General features: G+C 67.4%; 17 protein-coding genes and 1 riboswitch. Of the genes, 8 read left to right on the top strand and 9 right to left on the bottom strand.

All coding sequences use genetic code 11. The features are described from left to right. Window position 1 precedes the first annotated feature (1 nt). Window positions 2–913 (bottom strand): LysR family transcriptional regulator, encoded by a 912-nt coding sequence (locus AC5P67_RS12665; protein ID WP_005407675.1) that lies wholly within the window; start codon window positions 911–913, stop codon window positions 2–4. Between the two features lie 114 nt (window positions 914–1,027). Between AC5P67_RS12665 and purU the strand changes: the two genes are divergently transcribed. Further along, window positions 1,028–1,879: a formyltetrahydrofolate deformylase gene (purU, locus tag AC5P67_RS12660; protein ID WP_005411937.1), complete on the top strand. Its 852-nt coding sequence runs from the start codon at window positions 1,028–1,030 to the stop codon at window positions 1,877–1,879. A 288-nt stretch (window positions 1,880–2,167) separates the two neighbouring features. On the opposite strand, the gene pncA is transcribed toward purU, so the two are convergent. The 4 genes from pncA to AC5P67_RS12640 all read right to left on the bottom strand — a co-directional run bounded on the left by pncA (window position 2,168) and on the right by AC5P67_RS12640 (window position 6,584). Continuing rightward, window positions 2,168–2,794 (bottom strand): bifunctional nicotinamidase/pyrazinamidase, encoded by a 627-nt coding sequence (gene pncA, locus AC5P67_RS12655; RefSeq protein ID WP_495214745.1) that lies wholly within the window; start codon window positions 2,792–2,794, stop codon window positions 2,168–2,170. Window positions 2,795–2,849: 55 nt separating this feature from the next. Next, window positions 2,850–3,536: an epoxyqueuosine reductase QueH gene (locus tag AC5P67_RS12650; protein ID WP_005407678.1), complete on the bottom strand. Its 687-nt coding sequence runs from the start codon at window positions 3,534–3,536 to the stop codon at window positions 2,850–2,852. Between the two features lie 161 nt (window positions 3,537–3,697). Continuing rightward, window positions 3,698–3,927, bottom strand: a riboswitch (cobalamin riboswitch). 133 nt (window positions 3,928–4,060) lie between these two features. After that, window positions 4,061–5,470: a nicotinate phosphoribosyltransferase gene (locus AC5P67_RS12645; RefSeq protein ID WP_060380900.1), complete on the bottom strand. Its 1,410-nt coding sequence runs from the start codon at window positions 5,468–5,470 to the stop codon at window positions 4,061–4,063. A gap of 64 nt (window positions 5,471–5,534) precedes the next feature. Continuing rightward, window positions 5,535–6,584: a bifunctional nicotinamide-nucleotide adenylyltransferase/Nudix hydroxylase gene (locus AC5P67_RS12640; RefSeq protein WP_049403797.1), complete on the bottom strand. Its 1,050-nt coding sequence runs from the start codon at window positions 6,582–6,584 to the stop codon at window positions 5,535–5,537. A gap of 193 nt (window positions 6,585–6,777) precedes the next feature. Here AC5P67_RS12640 and AC5P67_RS12635 point away from each other — a divergent pair, with 193 nt between their 5' ends. Beyond that, entirely contained in the window at window positions 6,778–8,670 is a 1,893-nt protein-coding gene (locus AC5P67_RS12635) for a patatin-like phospholipase family protein (RefSeq protein WP_495214744.1), read from the top strand. Here the strand turns inward: AC5P67_RS12635 and AC5P67_RS12630 are convergent. Beyond that, window positions 8,664–8,846 carry a hypothetical protein gene (locus AC5P67_RS12630; protein WP_495214743.1) on the bottom strand — a complete coding sequence of 61 codons (183 nt, stop codon included), beginning with the start codon at window positions 8,844–8,846 and terminating at the stop codon, window positions 8,664–8,666. The genes AC5P67_RS12635 and AC5P67_RS12630 overlap by 7 nt on opposite strands. Window positions 8,847–9,065: 219 nt before the next feature. Further along, a complete protein-coding gene (locus AC5P67_RS12625) occupies window positions 9,066–10,433 on the bottom strand; it encodes a helix-turn-helix domain-containing protein (RefSeq protein ID WP_049459385.1) in 1,368 nt (455 codons plus the stop codon). A gap of 115 nt (window positions 10,434–10,548) precedes the next feature. Between AC5P67_RS12625 and AC5P67_RS12620 the strand changes: the two genes are divergently transcribed. From AC5P67_RS12620 to mmsB, 5 genes are read left to right on the top strand one after another with little or no spacing between them, the layout of a single operon-like run. Further along, window positions 10,549–12,054, top strand: a complete 1,506-nt coding sequence (locus AC5P67_RS12620) for a CoA-acylating methylmalonate-semialdehyde dehydrogenase (RefSeq protein WP_012478809.1) — start codon at window positions 10,549–10,551, stop codon at window positions 12,052–12,054. Between the two features lie 14 nt (window positions 12,055–12,068). Further along, window positions 12,069–13,235: an acyl-CoA dehydrogenase family protein gene (locus AC5P67_RS12615; RefSeq protein WP_111189346.1), complete on the top strand. Its 1,167-nt coding sequence runs from the start codon at window positions 12,069–12,071 to the stop codon at window positions 13,233–13,235. Then, window positions 13,232–14,029 (top strand): enoyl-CoA hydratase, encoded by a 798-nt coding sequence (locus AC5P67_RS12610; protein ID WP_005411946.1) that lies wholly within the window; start codon window positions 13,232–13,234, stop codon window positions 14,027–14,029. Before AC5P67_RS12615 ends, AC5P67_RS12610 begins: the two co-directional genes overlap by 4 nt. Next, complete coding sequence (locus AC5P67_RS12605) at window positions 14,026–15,201, top strand: enoyl-CoA hydratase/isomerase family protein (protein ID WP_227416057.1); 1,176 nt, start codon at window positions 14,026–14,028, stop codon at window positions 15,199–15,201. The genes AC5P67_RS12610 and AC5P67_RS12605 overlap by 4 nt, the downstream gene beginning before the upstream one ends. Then, on the top strand, window positions 15,198–16,088 hold the full coding sequence (mmsB, locus tag AC5P67_RS12600; protein ID WP_005407687.1) for a 3-hydroxyisobutyrate dehydrogenase: 891 nt from the start codon (window positions 15,198–15,200) through the stop codon (window positions 16,086–16,088). Before AC5P67_RS12605 ends, mmsB begins: the two co-directional genes overlap by 4 nt. Window positions 16,089–16,236: 148 nt before the next feature. Here the strand turns inward: mmsB and AC5P67_RS12595 are convergent, their stop codons facing one another. Together AC5P67_RS12595 and AC5P67_RS12590 are read right to left on the bottom strand one after the other, a co-directional pair. Further along, window positions 16,237–16,662, bottom strand: coding sequence for an organic hydroperoxide resistance protein (locus AC5P67_RS12595; RefSeq protein ID WP_004153735.1), 426 nt, complete (start codon window positions 16,660–16,662; stop codon window positions 16,237–16,239). A gap of 111 nt (window positions 16,663–16,773) precedes the next feature. Continuing rightward, the gene (locus AC5P67_RS12590) at window positions 16,774–17,754 is read right to left on the bottom strand and encodes a cation diffusion facilitator family transporter (RefSeq protein WP_005407688.1); all 981 of its coding nucleotides are present in this window, start codon (window positions 17,752–17,754) and stop codon (window positions 16,774–16,776) included. Between the two features lie 104 nt (window positions 17,755–17,858). On the opposite strand from AC5P67_RS12590, the gene AC5P67_RS12585 reads away from it, so the two are divergent. Further along, window positions 17,859–18,038, top strand: a complete 180-nt coding sequence (locus AC5P67_RS12585) for a sulfate transporter (RefSeq protein WP_099527615.1) — start codon at window positions 17,859–17,861, stop codon at window positions 18,036–18,038. Window positions 18,039–18,094: the final 56 nt, after the last annotated feature.

The following is an 18,094-nucleotide window of genomic DNA, read 5'->3' as shown; positions in this document are numbered from 1 at the left end:
CTCACACCCGCCAGGCCGGCGCGATGCCGGCCTGAAGGTGTTCGAACAGCGCGCGGATCTTGGCGGTGAAATCGCGGCGGTCGCTGACGCAGAAGTAGACCTCCATCGGTTCCGGGCGCCACGCGGTGTCGGCGTCGAACACCGCCTGCAGGCGGCCCTCGCGCAGGTACGGCTCGGCCACGAATGCGGCCAGCCGGGTGATGCCGGCACCGGCCGCCGCCAGCGTCGCCAGCGCATCGATGTCATCGCAGACCATGCTCGGTGGCAGCGCGGCGTCCACGCGCTGGCCGTCCTTCAGCAGGCCCCAGCGCAATGGTCGGCCATCGGTGGGGAAGCGGTGCAGCAACCCGCGATGACCGCCCAGATCGGAAGGCTGTTGCGGGGTACCGTGCGCCTTCAGGTAGGCCGGCGAGGCACAGAACACGAACGGAACACGCGCCAGCTGCCGCGCGACCACGCCGTCCTCCAGCTGCGCCCCGATGCGGATGCTGGCATCCACCGCTTCCGGCCCATGCTGCACGGCGCGGTCGGTCAGGCGCAGCTCCAGCTGCAGTTGTGGGTAGCGCTGCTGCAGTGAAGGCAACAAGGGGGCAAGCACGTGGCGACCGAAGGCGCTGCTGCTGGCGATGCGCAGCGGTCCGGCCGGTTCGATGTCACCGGCGGTGACCATCGCCTGCGCGCGCGCCAGGTCGGCTTCGATGTGGCGCACCTGCGCCAGGTACAGCGCGCCGGCCTCGCTGAGGGCCAGCTGCCGCGTACTCCGGTTCAGCAACCGTACGCCCAGATGGGCCTCCAGCCGGTTGATGTTCTGGCCGACCGCGGTGGCGCTGATGCCAAGGATGCGGGCCGCGGCGGCAATGCTGCCGGTCTCTGCGGTGCGGGTGAAGCTGCGGATCAGTTGCAACAGGTTCATGACCGACCAGCTTGCCACGGGAAGGTCCAAGTATCGCTTGGTACTGAACCAAGCAGGTCGGTTGCACCCGTGATCATCCGGCCGCTGGGCAGGGCGCTGCCCTACACTGTAGCGATGCGCCCCGATTCCATTCTTACCCTGTCCTGCCCCGACCGCACCGGCATCGTCTACCGCGTGTCCGGCCTGCTGTTCGACCACGGCTGCAACATCCTCGACGCCCAGCAGTTCGGCGATGAGGAGAGTGGCCGCTTCTTCCTGCGCGTGCACTTCGACCGCGATGCCGGCCTGCCGCTGGAGACCGTGCACGCGGCCATGGCCACGCTTGCCGAAGGTTTCGGCATGGACTGGCAGCTGCACGATGGCCGACGCCGCGCGCGGCTGCTGGTGCTGGTCAGCAAACAGGGGCATTGCCTCAACGACCTGCTGTTCCGCGCCCACAGCGGCCAGCTGAAGGTGGACATCGCAGCAGTGGCGTCCAACCACGCCGACTTCGCGCCGCTGGCGGCGTCCTACCAGGTGCCGTTCCACCACCTGCCGGTGACCGCCGATACACGCGCGGTGCAGGAGCAGCAGATCATCGACCTGGTCGAGCGCGAACGCATCGACCTGGTGGTGCTGGCGCGCTACATGCAGATCCTGTCACCCACGCTGTGCCGCGCGCTGGCCGGCCGTGCGATCAACATCCACCACAGCTTCCTGCCCAGCTTCAAGGGCGCGCAGCCGTACCACCAGGCACACGCGCGTGGGGTCAAGATCATCGGCGCCACCGCGCACTATGTCACCGAGGACCTGGACGAAGGCCCGATCATCGAGCAGGACGTGGCCCGCGTGGACCATGCGATGGCACCGCGTGAACTGGTGCGGCTGGGCAGCGATACCGAATCGCTGGTACTGGCACGCGCGGTTCGCCGCCATGTGGAGCACCGCATCCTGCTCAATGGGCATCGCACGGTGGTGTTCCGGTAATCGCCCATCCCGCGTCCGCCGGGCATGGCCCGGCGCTACCACGGGTGCTATCCGGTAGTGCTGGCCGCTGGCCGGCAACTGCAGAGATCCCGAGGTTGCCGGCCAGCGGCCGGCACTACCGAATCCTGATTTCATCCAATGAAAAGCCCCCGGTTCGGCCGTCCCGCGATCTATAGGGGGGGCGTAGTTAGGGGGCTGGATGAATCGATTGTGTTGTTGTGGGCAGGAGCGCGCAAGCGGCATAAGCGGCGTGCGCGGTAGCGCCGGGCCATGCCCGGCGGTCACGCCTCAGACGATCGCAATCCCCGCCTTGCCCAGCGCCTCGCGCACCATCACGTCGTTGGCTTCGGTCACCGGCTTGGTCAGCTCCCACAGGAACTTCACCCGGAAGCCGGACTTCACCGCGTCCTGCGCGCTCCACAGCACGCAGTAGTCACGGGCCAGGCCGCATACGTGCACTTCGCGGATGCGGCGTTCATGCAGCCAGCCGGCCAGGCCGGTGGCCGGGCGCTCGCCATCGGGGCCGTGGTTCTCGCGGAAGGCGCTGTACGAATCCACCTGTTGGCGCGTGCCCTTGCGCAGGATCAGGTCGGCCACGGTCCAGTCCACGCCCGGGTGCAGGGCGGCACCGGCGCTGCCCTGCACGCAGTGGTCCGGCCACAGGGTCTGCGGCTGCGCGTGCAGCAGGATGGTCTCGAACGGGCGTTGGCCGGGGTGCTGGCTGGCGAACGAGGCATGGTCGGCCGGGTGCCAGTCCTGTGTTGCCACCACGGTGCGGTAGCGGCGCTGCACCAGCAGATCGGCAATGGGTGCCACCAGCGCATCGCCCTGGTCGCAGGCCAAGGCGCCACCGGGCATGAAGTCCGACTGCAGGTCGATCACCAGCAGGGCGACATCGGCGGGCAGGGCGGTCATGGCAGTTCCGGTACAACAGAAGGGGCGACCAGCGTGGCCGCCCCATGCCTGCACGTCAATCGTCCTGCGGCGTCCCAGCGTCCTGCCCGTAGTACAACAGGCCGATCTTGATCCGCTCGCGGCCATTCTCGCGGCGATGGCGGTTGGCATCGCGCAGCGAGTACACGCAGCCGCAGTATTCCTGCTGGTAGAACTGCTCGCGCTTGCTGATCTCGATCATGCGGCTGGCACCGCCACCCTTGCGCCAGTTGTAGTCCCAGTACTGCAGGCCTTCATAGCGCGAGGCGGCGCGGATGCCGCAGTCGTTGATCTGCGCCATGTTCTTCCAGCGCGAGATGCCCAGCGAAGAACTGATGGTGTCGTAGCCGTGCTCGTGCGCGTACAGCGCAGTGCGCTCGAAGCGCATGTCGAAGCACATCGTGCAGCGGATGCCGCGTTCGGGCTCGTTTTCCATGCCGCGTGCACGGCTGAACCAGTTGTCGGTGTCGTAGTCGCAGTCGATGAAAGGAATGCCGTGCTGCTCGGCGAAGCGGATGTTCTCCTGCTTGCGCAGCTCGTACTCTTTCACCGGGTGGATGTTGGGGTTGTAGAAGAAGATCGCGTAGTCGATCCCGGAGGCGGTGATCGCCTCCATCACTTCGCCGGAACAGGGCGCGCAGCACGAATGCAGCAGCAGGCGCTTGCCGTCGGCGGGCAGGGTCAGGGTGGGGCGTTGGAGCTCGGTCATCGTCAGGTACCGCATGGACCGCCGGCAACGGCGGTGGCCCATGCATCAGCGCGTGGGTGAACGGGTCTGGCCGGATACCGTGAACAGGACGCGCGCGGCCACACCGCCTGCACGCGCAGGACGACGACGGCCCCGGCAACCTCCCCGCGGAGATTCCAGGTCGAGTCAGGGAACGGTCGTGTCCCCCGGCCGGGGCCGGTATTCGGGCTGATGGACACGGGCCGCAGCCCACCTACTACCCGCCGCTTCCCAGGTGCGAGCCCAGTGCTGTTGGCAGGATTCGTTTCCATTCACCGCTGCGGGGCAGCTCCGGAATGGACGCGCGAGGCGCCTTCACCGGATTCCCGTTTAAATCCCTCCCCGCGCCGCAGCGATGGGAGGGATACCTTCGGCGTGTGCAAGGTGGACCTGTTGGTGGCGCCGGTCAAGAGCGCAGGGGTCAGAACCCGCTGCGCTGCAACGGGATCCGACCCCAGCGGAAGGAAGGGGTCGGATCCCGCTGCCACGCAGCGGGCTCTGACCCCGGTCGGGATGCACCTTCAATGCCCCACGGCCGCCCGCGTGCGGATGTCGTCCAGCCGCTGGTCGTACAGAAGATGGCCGTTCTCCCACACGGTCACCATTGCGTCCTCGAAGCCGTCCGGCAGGGTGTCGTCGCCGTTGGCCGGCAGTGGCACCGTATGCAGGCTGCCATCGTCCAGGTGGCGCAGCAGGCGCATGCGGCCGCGCTTGCTGGCCTTGCCGGCGTCGGTGACCGGATCCTTGTAGACGTCGATCCACTCGCCCTCGACCCGTGCGGCCGAGCACTTCAGCGCGAACTTCTGCGTATCGCGGTCCAGCCGCTGCAGCAGCGCACCGCCCATGCCGAAGGCCACGTTGTCGGCGGCGTAGCCGTCGTCGGTGATGCGCTGCAGGATCGCGCGGATGGTGTCCGGATTGATGCCATCGCCCTGGATCACCCGCACGTGGTTGAGCACGCGATAGCCCTTGCCGTTGATCGCGTGGCCGAAGGCTTCATCCAGCCGGCGCAGGCTTTCGGCCACCACCTCCACCGGGTCACCCGAGTCGGGACGGATGACCAGGGTGGCGCCCGACGCGATCACGTCATCGCGCAGGGTGGTGCCCCAGTGTTCGCTGATCGCGCGGTAGATGTCATAGCTGTCCGACACCACCGCCACGATCGAACCGGGCTTGCCGAACTGGCGCAGCATGTTGCGATAGGCGTCCACCTCGCGTTCGCGGCCCCAACTGGTGATGGTGCTGTGCTCGGCGGCCGGAATCGAATAGCCGGCCATCGGCGCGTGGTAGTGCGCGCGTGCCAGGCACAGCGCCGACACGGTATCGGTGCCGAGGAAGTTGACCAGGTGCGCGGCACCGCCCAACGCGGCCGATTCCAGGCTCGATACACCGCGCGCGCCGAAGTCGTGCAGCTTGAACGGCAGCTGCTCCTGCGGGTCGTCGCTGGTCTGCTGCAGGAACGCGGCGATGGTCTGCCGTGCGTGCCAGCTGATGGTGGCCACGGTGACCGGATACCACACGCGCAGCAGCAGCGTTTCCAGATACGACGGCACCCAGAACGCAGCCGGATCGGTCGACTCGATGGTCATCAGTGCCTGGTGGGTGGGCACCACGCTGCCCTCGGGAACGGCGCGGATGCGCACCGGCAGGTGGCCGCCAAGCCGGTCGACGATATCGCGCCAGCCGGCCTCGTTGAACGGTTCGCCGTGCGCGGCGAATACCGCAGCAGCGTCGTCGATGTCGGCGTGGGTGACCGGTCGTGCCAGCGCGTCCTTGAGGATCGCCTGCAGGCCGAAGAACACCGTGCGATCGTGCAGGCCGCCACGTGATTCGACGTAGAAGAACGTGGCATCGGTACCCGGCGGGTACTGCAGCCAATGGCTGGCCTTGTAGCTGTCGGTGTTGAGGAGAAGATTATCGAGGTAGTGCATGACGGAAGCTCCTTCGCGTCGAGTGACACCAGCGGTCTGTCCGCCAGTGGGGAGGCCGGGCCTGTCAGCCGCGGCCGAGGAAATACTCCAGGATGTGCAGGTGGTCTTCGAACAGCTGCGGGCCCATGTCCAGGGCTTCACTCACCGGTATCCAGCGCGCCTTGTCAGCGTCATCGCCGCCGCGCACCGGCGGCAGTTCACCGGCCGGGAATTCGAAGTGGAAACCGTGGGTGATGGTGCGGCCGCGCTGGCTGCGGTCGGGGTGGTCGAAGACCTGCTGGCCCTTCAGCGACCCCTTCAGCACCGGCAGCGGAATCTTCAGCCGGGTTTCCTCGCGTAGTTCGCGCAGGCAGCTGTCGAGCAGGCTCTGTTCCTGGCCGACGAAGCCGCCGGGCAGCGCCCACAGCCCCTTGCCGGGTTCCGAGCGGCGACGCACCAGCAGCACGTGGCCCGAATGCACCACCACCGCATCGGTGGTGACGAAGGTGGGCGCGTAGGGCGCATCCTTCCAGGCGGCCTTGTACTGTTCGATGAAGCGGTACTCGGCCACCAGCTGGCCATAGGCAGGCGCGCTTTTGCGGAACGCTTCAAGCATGTCGTACACCGGCGCCGGCACATTGCCACGCAGCATCAGCAGCGCACCGTGGAAGTCGACGTCGCCGGCTTCGAACAGGTAGCGCCGCAGCTCGGTGGCCGACAGGGTGGCGGTGTGCTGCACGTCCACCAGCGGCCACTGCGGGAACTCGCGCAGGTAGTAGCTGGACGCGTCCTTGTCCATGCCGATCAGGCCTACCTTCGCATCGGCGGCGGCGCCGTCGTTGCGCAGGGCTTCAGCCACCTGGCGCTGCACGTTGGCGATCCACTGCGCTTCGTTGTACAGGTGGTCACGCAGCGGGCGGATCAGCAGACGGTCGGTGTGGCCATCGAGGGCGGCCTGGATCATCACGGCGCGTTCGGCCACGGTCCAGGGATTGCGCAGGCTGCGGGGGGTATCGGCAGAGCCGACCAGGAAGATCAGCTTGCGGGCCCGGCTCAGGGCCAGGCGGGCAACGGCGGCGTGGCCGTTGTGGAAGGGCTCGAATCGCCCGATGAAGACGAGATAGTCGAATTCCATGAGAATCCCTCATGTCGTTGTGGCAGCCGCGGGTCTGTCCCTTGGCTTGCTGCAGATGCTACGCCGATGGCGGGGCGGGTCAAGCCTGCAGCCGTGCTTTCTGCTGAACGGCGCATCGCGTGCGCGGACTGCGCCGTTGTTCTCAGGCCCTGAGAAGCCCCTGCGCCATACTGGCACCCACGCGGCGGACGGCATGCTCGGGGGCAAGACAGTGGCGGACAAGTACTGCGATCTGGTCATGAAAGGCGGCATCACCAGCGGCATCGTGTACCCCAATGCGGTACTGGCGCTGGCGCGCGAGTATCGCTTCAAGAGCATCGGCGGCACTTCGGCCGGCGCCATCGCCGCCGCCGTGGCGGCTGCGGCGGCCTGCGGTGATCGTCGCCAGCAGGCCGGCGAGCACCTGCCCGGCGATGCCGGCTATGGCGGGTTGTCGGCGGTGTCGGCGCAGCTGTCGCGGCGCGGCTTCATCTACAGCCTGTTCCAGCCCGCACGCGGGGCACGCGCGGCCTATCGCCTGCTGGTGGTGCTGACCGGCAATGCAAGCCTGCCGCACAAACTGCTGTGCCTGGCCGTTGCCGTGTTCGAGATCGCGCCGCTGGAAGTGCTGGTGTCGCTGGCGCTGCTGCTCGGCGTGGGCTGGTGGGGCGGTGGTTGGAGCGGGGTGGCGGCCACGCTGCTGCCGTCGCTGCTGTGTGCGTACGGTGCGGGTGTGGCCGGTGCCGCGCTTCGTGTGGCACGCGTGGCGCGACGCAATCTGCTGGGCCTGTGCAGCGGCCTCGGCCGCGATGCACGCACACCGGCACTGACCGAGTGGCTGCACGAATGCCTGCAGCAGTTGTCCGGCAAGCCGCTGGATGCACCGCTCACCTTCGCCGACCTGCACGACGCGCCGCGCTATGCCGGCGAGCCAGACAGCCCGCATGCGATCAGCCTGCAGATGATCACCACCTGCGTGTCGCACAACGAGCCGCGCACGCTGCCGCTGGGCGGCGCGCAGTTCTGGTTCCTGCGCGAGGAATTCGAGCAGCTGTTCCCGGCCAGCGTGGTGCAGTGGCTGGTGACGCAGGTCGGCCCGCCGCTGGAGGTGGAAGGTCGGCAGTACTACCACCTGCCGCCGGGCCCGAAGCTGCCGGTGCTGGTGGCCACGCGCATGAGCCTGAGCTTCCCGCTGCTGATCAGCGCGGTGCCGCTGCATGAACCCTCACGCCGCGAACGACGCTGCGAGCCGACCGCGCCGGCGGCCGACCCCGAGCACAACGTGGCCGACAGCATGGAAGGGCTGACCAGCGCCGGGCAGGCTTGCGGCCCGGTGATCACCGCCTTCCGCATCTGCTGGTTCTCCGATGGTGGCATCAGCAGCAATTTCCCGATCCATCTGTTCGATGCCGCGTTGCCGCGCTGGCCGACCTTCGCCATCAATCTGGTCTACCCGCAGCACGCCGAAGAGGTGAACCACGGCAGCAGTGGCCGCCAGTCGCTGGAGCACGCGGTGTTCCTGCCCACCGAGAACCGGCACGGCTGGCAGCGCACCTACCAGTCGATCGCCACACCGCTGGCGGCCGCCGAGCTGGGCCGCTTCCTGTTCGCGGTGGTGGCGACCATGCAGAACTGGCGCGATCTGCTGCAGGCGCGCGCGCCGGGTTACCGCGACCGCATCGTGCACGTCAGCCTGCAGGGCGACGAGGGCGGCATGAACCTGGACATGCCGCAGGAGGTGCTGACCCGCATCGCCGACAAGGGCAGCCTCGCCGGTGCGCGCTTCTGTTCGTTCTCGTTCGAGAACCACTACTGGATCCGCTGGCGCAACCTGGCCTCGGCCTACCAGCGCTACACGCTGGAAGTGGCACGCACCGATGATCCGGCGCAGCAGGTACTGGCCTACCGCGCGGCGTACGCGATGGTTGCCCGCGGGGAACCGGCACCGCCGTCGTACAGGCTGGGCTCGGAAGACAAGCGGCTGGCCTCGCAGCAGTTGTGGGGGTTGATGGTCGAGCAGGGGCGTACCTGGGAAGACCTCGGCCCGGACCTTACCGACGGCGCACCGCGTCCGCTGCCGCAGATGAAGGTCACGCCGATCTACTGAGCCGGCAGTAGATCCACGCCATGCGTGGATGCATTTCGCGCAGGGCGAGAGCGTGCCGACCAACGGTCGGCACCCACCATCAGCATCAGCATCAGCATCAGCATCACCATCAGCATCACCATCAGCATCACCATCAGCATCACCATCACCATCAGCATCAGCATCAGCATCAGCATCAGGTTCCAGCAGCAGGAGGAAACTGTCGAAGGCGGGGTGGTGTCGGATTGCGGGGTGTCCGCGGCATGGATGCCGGGGGGCACTTCAGGGACGGGTTCACGGCGTCCCCGCAATCCGACACCACCCCGCCATCCCACGGAAAGCCCGCTGTTGCTTTTGAGGTTGCCGGCCAGCGGCCGGCACTACCGCAGGTGCAGGGCGCAGCCCTGCAGAACCCCCTACCGCCCCGGCAACTGCGCGAACGCGCGCTGCATGCAGTCCTCGCGCGGGCACACCCGGCAACCCGGCCCGATCGACACCGAGTTCCCCGGGCTCTGCACATCCAGCCCCAGCGAATACACCAGCCGCTCGGCATGCTGCAGATCGCAGCCCAACGCCACCGCGAACGTCTTGCGTGGCTGGCCATGGCCCACCGGCCCGCTGCTGACCTGCCGCGCCAGCCAGAAGTGGCGCCGCCCATCGGGCATGCGCGCGGTCTGGGTGAGGATGCGGCCGGGCTGGTTGAACGCCTCGTAGACGATCCACAGCGGGCACGACCCTCCCACCTGCGAGAAATGGAAATCGGTGGCCGAATGGCGCTTGGAGACGTTGCCGGCGCGATCCACGCGGATGAAAAAGAACGGCAGGCCGGGCGCGCTGCGCCGTGCCAACGTGCTCAGCCGATGGCAGACCGCTTCGAAGCCCACGCCGAACTGGTGCGCCAGCAGCTCGATGTCGTAACTGCTGGTCTCGGCCGCACGCAGGAAACGCATGTACGGCATCACCAACGCACCGGCGAAGTAATTCGACAAGCCAATCCGCGCCTGCGCGATGCGTGCCTCATCGGTAAAGCCAGCGCGCGCCACTACCGCATCGATCTGCGGCAGATAGCCGTGAAGGGCCAGCTCGGCCGCCATCTGGAACGCCTGCTGGCCGGGCTCCAGGTAATCGGGCAGCCACAGCCGCCGCGCACCGGCATCGTATTGCCGTTTCTCGCGCCCGGCCTGCAGTGCGGCCACTTCCACCAGCACGCCATGGCGGTCGGCCAGCAGCTGGCGCAGCCGCGGTGCCACATGCCCGGGCGACAGCCCCCATTCGGCGAACAGCTGCTCGGCCAGCTCGTCCAGTTCGGGGATGTGGTTGTGCATGCGGTTGAAGAACTCGCGCACCTGGTCACCGGCGGGCAGGGTGCTGCCGGCACCGGGCTCGCCCAGCTGGAACTCCAGCGCGGCGGCATGCTCGCGCAGCGCCAGGTGGCGGCGGTGCAGGTCCAGCAGTGCGCGGCTGACCTGCGGCAGGTTGCCGGCCAGGGCGCGCAGCTCGGTCGCGCTGACTTCGGCCAAGCCGAGGTCGCGCAGGGTCTCGCCCAGGGCTTCCTGCAGGGCAGCGGGCTCATCTTCGTCGAACAGTGAGGAAACATCGCCCAATACCTCGCCCAGCTTCTTCTGCACGGCCGGGGTGAGTGGGCGTTTGTTGCGCTCGATCTGGTTCAGGTAACTGGCCGACAGGCCCAAGGCGCGGGCCAGGTCCACTTGGCTGTAGCCGCGCTGCTCGCGCAGCCGTAGCAAGCGCAGGCCAAGCTGCCGCTGGGTGGCTGAATAATTCACAGAATTAACATGAATCGTCTGGCGTGTTGGCCAGATTAAGCGGATTCAGCCCGGAAATCGAGACGGGTGCTGTGAATAATGCCAAGCATCTTTCGCACCCCGTGGGATTGTCGTCATGACTGTTGCAGCGCCCCGTATCCGCATGCTGATCGATGGCCAGTTCGTTGAATCGGCCACCTCCCACTGGCAGGACGTGATCAATCCGGCCACCCAGGACGTGCTGGCCAAGGTGCCGTTCGCCACCACCGGCGAAGTGGACGCCGCCGTCGCCGCCGCCAAGGAAGCCTTCAAGACCTGGCGCAAGACCCCGATCGGCACCCGCGCGCGCATCTTCCTGAAGTACCAGCAGCTGATCCGCGAGAACATGAGCGAGCTGGCCCACATCCTCACCGCCGAACAGGGCAAGACCCTGCCGGATGCCGAAGGCGATGTGTTCCGTGGCCTGGAAGTGGTCGAGCACGCCGCCGCCATCGGCAACCTGCAGCTGGGCGAGCTGGCCAACAACGTGGCCAATGGCGTGGACACCTACACGATCATGCAGCCGCTGGGCGTGTGCGCCGGCATCACCCCGTTCAACTTCCCGGCGATGATCCCGCTGTGGATGTTCCCGATGGCGATTGCAACGGGCAACACCTTCATCCTCAAGCCGTCCGAGCAGGACCCGATGGTCACCATGCGCCTGGTCGAGCTTGCCCTGGAAGCCGGCATTCCGAAGGGCGTGCTGAACGTCGTCCACGGCGGCGAGGAAGTGGTCAACGCGATCTGCGACCACCCGGACATCAAGGCCGTGTCGTTCGTCGGTTCCACCCGCGTCGGCACCCACGTCTACAATCGTGCCTCGCTGGCCGGCAAGCGCGTGCAGTGCATGATGGGCGCCAAGAACCACGCCGTGGTGCTGCCGGACGCCAACAAGGAACAGACCCTCAACGCGATGGTCGGTGCCGCCTTTGGTGCTGCGGGCCAGCGCTGCATGGCCGCTTCCACCCTGGTGCTGGTCGGTGAGGCGCGCAACTGGGTGCAGGACCTGGTCGAAAAGGCCAAGACGTTGAAGGTCAGCGCCGGCACCGTGTCCGGTACCGACGTCGGCCCGGTCATTTCCTGCAGCGCCCGCGAGCGCGTGGAAGGCCTGATCGCCTCGGGCGTGGAGCAGGGCGCCAAGCTGGTGCTGGATGGCCGCAAGCCGCAGGTCGATGGTTTCGAGAAGGGCAACTTCGTCGGCCCGACCATCTTTGCCGGTGTCACCACCGACATGCGCATCTACCAGGAAGAAATCTTCGGGCCGGTGCTGGTCATCCTCGAAGCAGAAACGCTGGAAGACGCCATCGCGATGGTCAACAGCAACCCGAACGGCAACGGCACCGCACTGTTCACCCAGTCCGGCGCGGCCGCGCGCAAGTTCCAGGAAGACATCGACGTCGGCCAGGTCGGCATCAACGTGCCGATCCCGGTGCCGGTGCCGCTGTTCTCGTTCACCGGTTCGCGCGCCTCCAAGCTGGGTGACCTGGGCCCGTATGGCAAGCAGGTGGTGCTGTTCTACACCCAGACCAAGACGGTCACCGCGCGCTGGTTCGATGACGAGACGCTGAGCCACGGCGTCAACACCACGATCAGCCTGAAGTAACGGCAGGAGCAGCCATGAGCCACTCGATGACGACGGAACTGGAAGAAGCGCAGCAGGCGTACCGCGAGGCGGCGCGCGACTTCGCACAGGCCGAACTGGCGCCGCACGCCGCGCGATGGGATGCGGAGGGCATCTTTCCGCGCGAGGCGATCGCCAAGGCCGGTGAACTGGGCTTCTGCGGCCTGTACATGGACCCGGAAGTGGGCGGCAGCGGCCTGAGCCGACTGGACGCCGCCGTCGTCATCGAGGAGCTCGCCAACGTCGATCCGTCGACCGCGGCGTACATCAGCATCCACAACATGGCCTCGTGGATGGTGTCCAAGTGGGGCCAGCCGGCCCTGCGCGATGCGTGGGGCGCCGATCTGTCCTCGGGCAGCAAGCTGGCCTCGTACTGCCTGACCGAACCGGGTGCGGGTTCCGATGCGGCGTCGCTGAAGACCACCGCCGTGCGCGATGGCGACTTCTATGTGCTGAATGGCTCCAAGGCCTTCATTTCCGGCGCCGGTGCCACCGAGCTGCTGGTGGTGATGGCGCGCACCGGTGGCCCCGGTGCCGGCGGTGTCAGCGCCATTGCGGTGCCGTCGGACCTGCCGGGCATCAGCTTCGGCCGCAAGGAAGAGAAGATGGGCTGGAACAGCCAGCCCACCCGTGGCATCACCTTCGAAAACGTCCGCGTGCCGGTCAGCCACCTTCTGGGAGAGGAAGGCGGCGGCTTCAGGCTGGCGATGAAGGGTCTGGACGGCGGCCGCATCAACATCGCCGCCTGCTCGCTGGGTGCCGCGCAGGGTGCGCTGGATGCCGCACGCCGCTACATGGGCGAGCGCCGCCAGTTCGGCAAGGCGCTGGCCGAGTTCCAGGCGCTGCAGTTCAAGCTGGCCGACATGGTCACCCAGCTGGTCGCCGCCCGGCAGATGGTGCACACCGCCGCGCGCAAGCTCGATGCCGGTGCCAGCGACGCCAACGTGTGGTGCGCGATGGCCAAGCGCTTCGCCACCGATGCCGGTTTCAACGTCTGCAACGAAGCGCTGCAGATCCACGGCGGCTACGGCTACATCCGCGAGTACCCGATCGAGCGCCTGCTGCGTGACTGCCGCGTGCACCAGATCCTGGAAGGCACCAACGAGATCATGCGGGTGATCGTTGCCCGTCACCTGCTCAACACCGAAGAGGAACTGCGATGAAGGATTGGCGTACCCAGGAGCACGTGGGCCTGAAGGTGGAGGTCGATGGCCACACCGCCGTGGTCACCCTGAACAACCCGCCGGCGCACACCTGGACCGTGCACAGCCTGTCGGCGCTGCGCGACCTGGTGGGCGCGCTCAACGCAGACCGCGACATCTACGCGCTGGTGATCACCGGTGACGGCGAGAAGTTCTTCTCCGCCGGTGCCGACCTCAACCAGTTCGCCTCCGGCGACAAGGCCGCTGCACGCGAGGCCGCGCGCCGCTTCGGTGAAGCCTTCGAAGCGCTGTCCGGTTTCCGTGGCGTGTCGATCGCCGCGATCAACGGCTACGCCATGGGCGGTGGCCTGGAATGCGCACTGGCCTGCGACCTGCGCATCATTGAAGACCACGCCCAGGTCGCGCTGCCGGAGGCCACCGTCGGCCTGCTGCCGTGTGCCGGTGGCACCCAGAACCTGCCGCGCCTGGTCGGCGAGGGCTGGGCCAAGCGCATGATCCTGCTGGGCGAGCGCATCAATGCCGAGACCGCACTGCGCATTGGCCTGGCCGAAGAAAAGGTCGGCAAGGGCGAAGCCAAGGCACTGGCCCTGGAATGGGCGAAGAAGGCCGGCAAGCAGAGCCCGACCAGCATCGCCGCCTGCAAGACCCTGGTGCAGTCCACCCGCACCGGCACCCACGCCTCGGCGCTGGTGGCCGAGCGTGAAGCCTTCGTCGACCTGTTCGACACCGCCGACCAGGTCGAGGGCGTGACCGCCTTTCTGGAAAAGCGCACCGCGCAGTGGAAGAACGCATGAGCATCGACACCGTTGCCGACGACGCACCGGTGCTGTTCGAGGAGCGCGTGGCCGGCAACGGCACGCGCATCGGCATCGCCACGCTCAACGCGCCGCGCACGCTCAATGGTTTCTCGCTGCCGATGGCGCACCTGCTGCTGAAGCAGCTGAATGCCTGGGCCGATGACGACGGCATCGCCATGGTGGTGCTGCAGGGTGCCGGTGAGAAGGCGTTCTGCGCCGGCGGCGACCTGCACAGCCTGTACAAGAGCATGGTCGCCTTCCGCGAGGCCGGCTGCAGCGACATCCGCGAGAACGACTACGCCGCCGAGTTCTTCGACGTTGAATACCGCGTCGATCATCTCATCCACACCTACGCCAAGCCGATCCTGTGCTGGGGCCATGGCATCGTGATGGGCGGCGGCATCGGCCTGATGTCCGGCGCCAGCCACCGCGTGGTCAGCGAGCGCTCCAAGCTGGCCTTCCCGGAAATCACCGTTGGCCTGTTCCCCGATGTCGGTGGCAGCTGGCTGCTGCCGCGCGTACCGGGCAAGGGCGGCCTGTTCCTGGCGCTGACCGGCGCGCTGCTCAACCCGGGCGACGCCATCTACGCCGGCCTGGCCGACGTGCACGTGGCCGAAGAACGCCGCAGCGCGGTGTTCGATGCGCTGCTGCAGGTGGCCTGGTCCAGCGATGCCGCACACAACCACGAACGCCTGACCCATCTGCTGCAGTCGCATGCCAGCGATGCCGCCACCGGCCCGCTGCTGGCCAATGCCGCGCAGGTCGAGGCGCTGTGCGAGGGCGATGACCTGCCCGCGATCATCGATCGCATCAGCACGCTGCAGACCGACGATGCCTGGCTGCAGGCGGCACAGAAGACCCTGGCTGCCGGCGCACCGGGTTCGGCACGGTTGGCATACGAACTGCAGCGCCGCAGTGCCGGCCAGGACCTGGCCGCGATCTATCGCCTGGAGTACATCGTCGCCCTGCACTGCGCCGCCCACGGTGATTTCGCCGAAGGCATCCGCGCGCTGCTGATCGACAAGGACCGCAATCCGCAGTGGAACCCGGCCACCCTGGCCGAGGCCACCGGCGCGTGGGCCGACACCTTCTTCGCTTCCCCCTGGGCCGATGCCGCGCATCCGCTGGCCGACCTGGGCACTCCCCTTGTTGAAAGGAGCCTTGCATGAGCCGCATTGCATTCATCGGGTTGGGCAACATGGGTGGCCCGATGGCCGCCAATCTGGTCAAGAACGGCCACAGCGTGCGCGTGTTCGATCTGGTCCCGGCCGCGGTGCAGGCCGCCGTTGACGCCGGTGCCAGCGCTGCGTCGTCGGCACGCGACACCCTGGCCGATGCCGAAGTGGTGATCTCGATGCTGCCGGCCAGCCGCCATGTCGAAGGCGTGTACCTGGGCGACGACGGCATCCTTGCCGCGATTCCGGCCGGTGCGCTGGTCATCGACTGCAGCACGATCGCCCCGGCCAGCGCCCGCAAGGTCTCCGAAGCCGCTGCCGCGCGTGGCCTGCAGATGATCGACGCACCGGTGTCCGGCGGTACCGCCGGTGCCCAGGCCGGCACCCTGACCTTCATCGTCGGTGGCGAAGAGGATGCGCTGGAGCGCGCCCGTCCGGTGCTGCAGGCGATGGGCAAGAACATCTTCCATGTCGGCGCCAGCGGCGCCGGCCAGGTCGCCAAGCTGTGCAACAACATGGCGCTGGGCGTGATCATGGCGGTGACCGGTGAAGCCATCGCGCTGGGCGTGGCGCACGGCCTGGACCCGAAGGTGCTGTCGCAGATGATGGCGGTCAGCACCGGCCGCAGCTGGGCCACTGAAGTGTGCAACCCGTGGCCGGGCGTGCTGGAAAACGCGCCGGCCTCGCGCGGCTACAGCGGCGGTTTCGGCAGCGATCTGATGCTGAAGGACATGGGCCTGGCGGTGGAAGCGGCGATGAGTGTCGGTGCCTCGATTCCGCTGGGCGAAGTGGCCCGCAACCTGTACTCGATGAACCACCAGGCCGGCCGCGGCAAGCTGGATTTCTCCAGCGTCGTGCAGCTCATCACGAGCGAGAAGTGACCTGGTAGTGCCGGCCGCTGGCCGGCAACCTCATGCCCCCCTGTGGGACAACGAAGGTGGGATGGGCGGATGTTCGGTTTCGACCGGCATCCGCCCATTTTTTTGCTCTTCACGTTGGTAGTGCCGGCCGCTGGCCGGCAGCACCCCATCAGGCAACGATCAGCGTCACGTCGATGTTGCCGCGGGTGGCATTCGAGTACGGGCACACGATGTGCGCCTTCTGCACAAGCTCTTCGACCTGCTCGCGCGGCACGCCCGGCACGTTGATGGTCAGCTCGGCTTCGATGCCGAAGCCGGTCGGGATCTGGCCGATGCCGACCTTGCCGGTGACGGTGGTGTCGGCCGGCAGCGCGACCTTGGCCTGGCCGGCCACGAACTTCAGCGCGCCCAGGAAGCAGGCCGAGTAGCCGGCGGCGAACAGCTGTTCCGGGTTGGTGCCCGGGCCACCGGCGCCGCCCAGCTCGCGCGGGGTCGACAGCTGGATGTCCAGCACGTTGTCGGAGGAGACGGAACGGCCTTCACGGCCGCCGGTGGAGGTGGCCTGGGCGGTGTACAGAACCTTTTCGATGGACATCGGGATGCTCCTGGTCGGTGGGTGGGTGGTGCGTTGGAGCCTACTTTGCCCGCTTTCCGGGTACGTTGGGTTGCAGGGCGTACGAAAAACTTGATCGATCGTCCTGCTGGCCTAGATCGTCCACTCGCGGTCGGTGGTGAACATGATGGTCAACCAGCGGTCCGGCGAGGCCTCGCCCAGCGCGTCGCCGATCTCGTCGCGCAGCTGGTCCCATTCCACCAGCGGCCGCGGTGGGTCGTTTTCCGGCACCACGAAGAACAGCTCGATCTGCTCGCCTCGCCCCACCTGCGCCACGTAGCTGCGGTGCTCGACGAAGCCATGCTTGGCCACGATCGCGCGTGCCACGGCATCCACGTGCGCCTGCAGCTCCGGCGGGGTGACCAGCAGGATGCCGGCCAGCGCCCGGCGCACGGTGCCGAGCGGGGCGATCATCACCAGCACGCAGACGAAGGCAAGGATGGCCGGGTCGATGTACGGCCCGACCCAGGCCCAGGACGTGCCCTGCACCAGCACGCCGCCGAGGAAGGCCAGCAGGTAGCAGGCCGACATGCTGGCCGCGATCACCCAGTTCTTCGCATCCAGTGCGATGAACTCCGAGCCGATGCGGCGGTTGGCGCGCAGGATGAACCAGGCCAGTGCGCCTTCGCCGACGATGGACAGCCCGGCGAAGGCAATGGCCGGGCCCAGCGCAATGTGGCGGCCCCCGGACATCAGTGCATCCACCGCATTGACCAGGGCATACAGTGCCGCACCGATCATCAGCGTGCCGCTGACCCCCAGCACGATCGGCTCAAGGTGCCAGAATCCCATGGTGAAGCGCTGGTTGAGCCTCGACTGCAACGCATCGGTCTGGGTGGACAGCGCGATCAGGCGTGCCACCAGCAGCGACAGCCAGGTCATGACCACATCGATCAGGCCGTAGATGCCGTCGAATATGATCAGCGAGGAATTGGCCAGCAGGCCGAATACCACTGCGGCGGCGGCCAGCAGCAGCGAGGCGGCGATCGACAGGCGCAGCACGCCCTGTTCGGTGGCGGGGTCGAAGAACTGCGGGCGGTGGGTGGCCATGGCCCGATTGTAGAGCGGCGGCATGCCTCGCTGCCTTTCGCTGTCCGGCATCGTCGCAGAACGTCGAGGACATCGCCGAGACGCCCAGCGAGCGTGACCGCGAATGCGTCGCCCAGGGCGTGGCCAACATGGTCATCGAATTCCTCGGCCGCGTGCTGGATATGCAGCGCTACGATGCCGGTGACACGCAGGTCTACCGCGTGCGTGGGCAGGTGTTCCTTGCCTCGGCCGGCCATCTGGGTGCGGTGTTCGATTACCAGCACGTGACGCCGAAGGTACAGATTGATCTGCGCGACGCCCACCTGTGAGACCTGACCGCCTGAGGCGGCAGTGTTTCAAGAAGCAGACCGCCTATGGATGGCGG

Source organism: Stenotrophomonas sp. YJH_SMC_21 (genome assembly GCF_059369555.1).
This window is presented reverse-complemented; position numbering and strand designations above follow the sequence as displayed.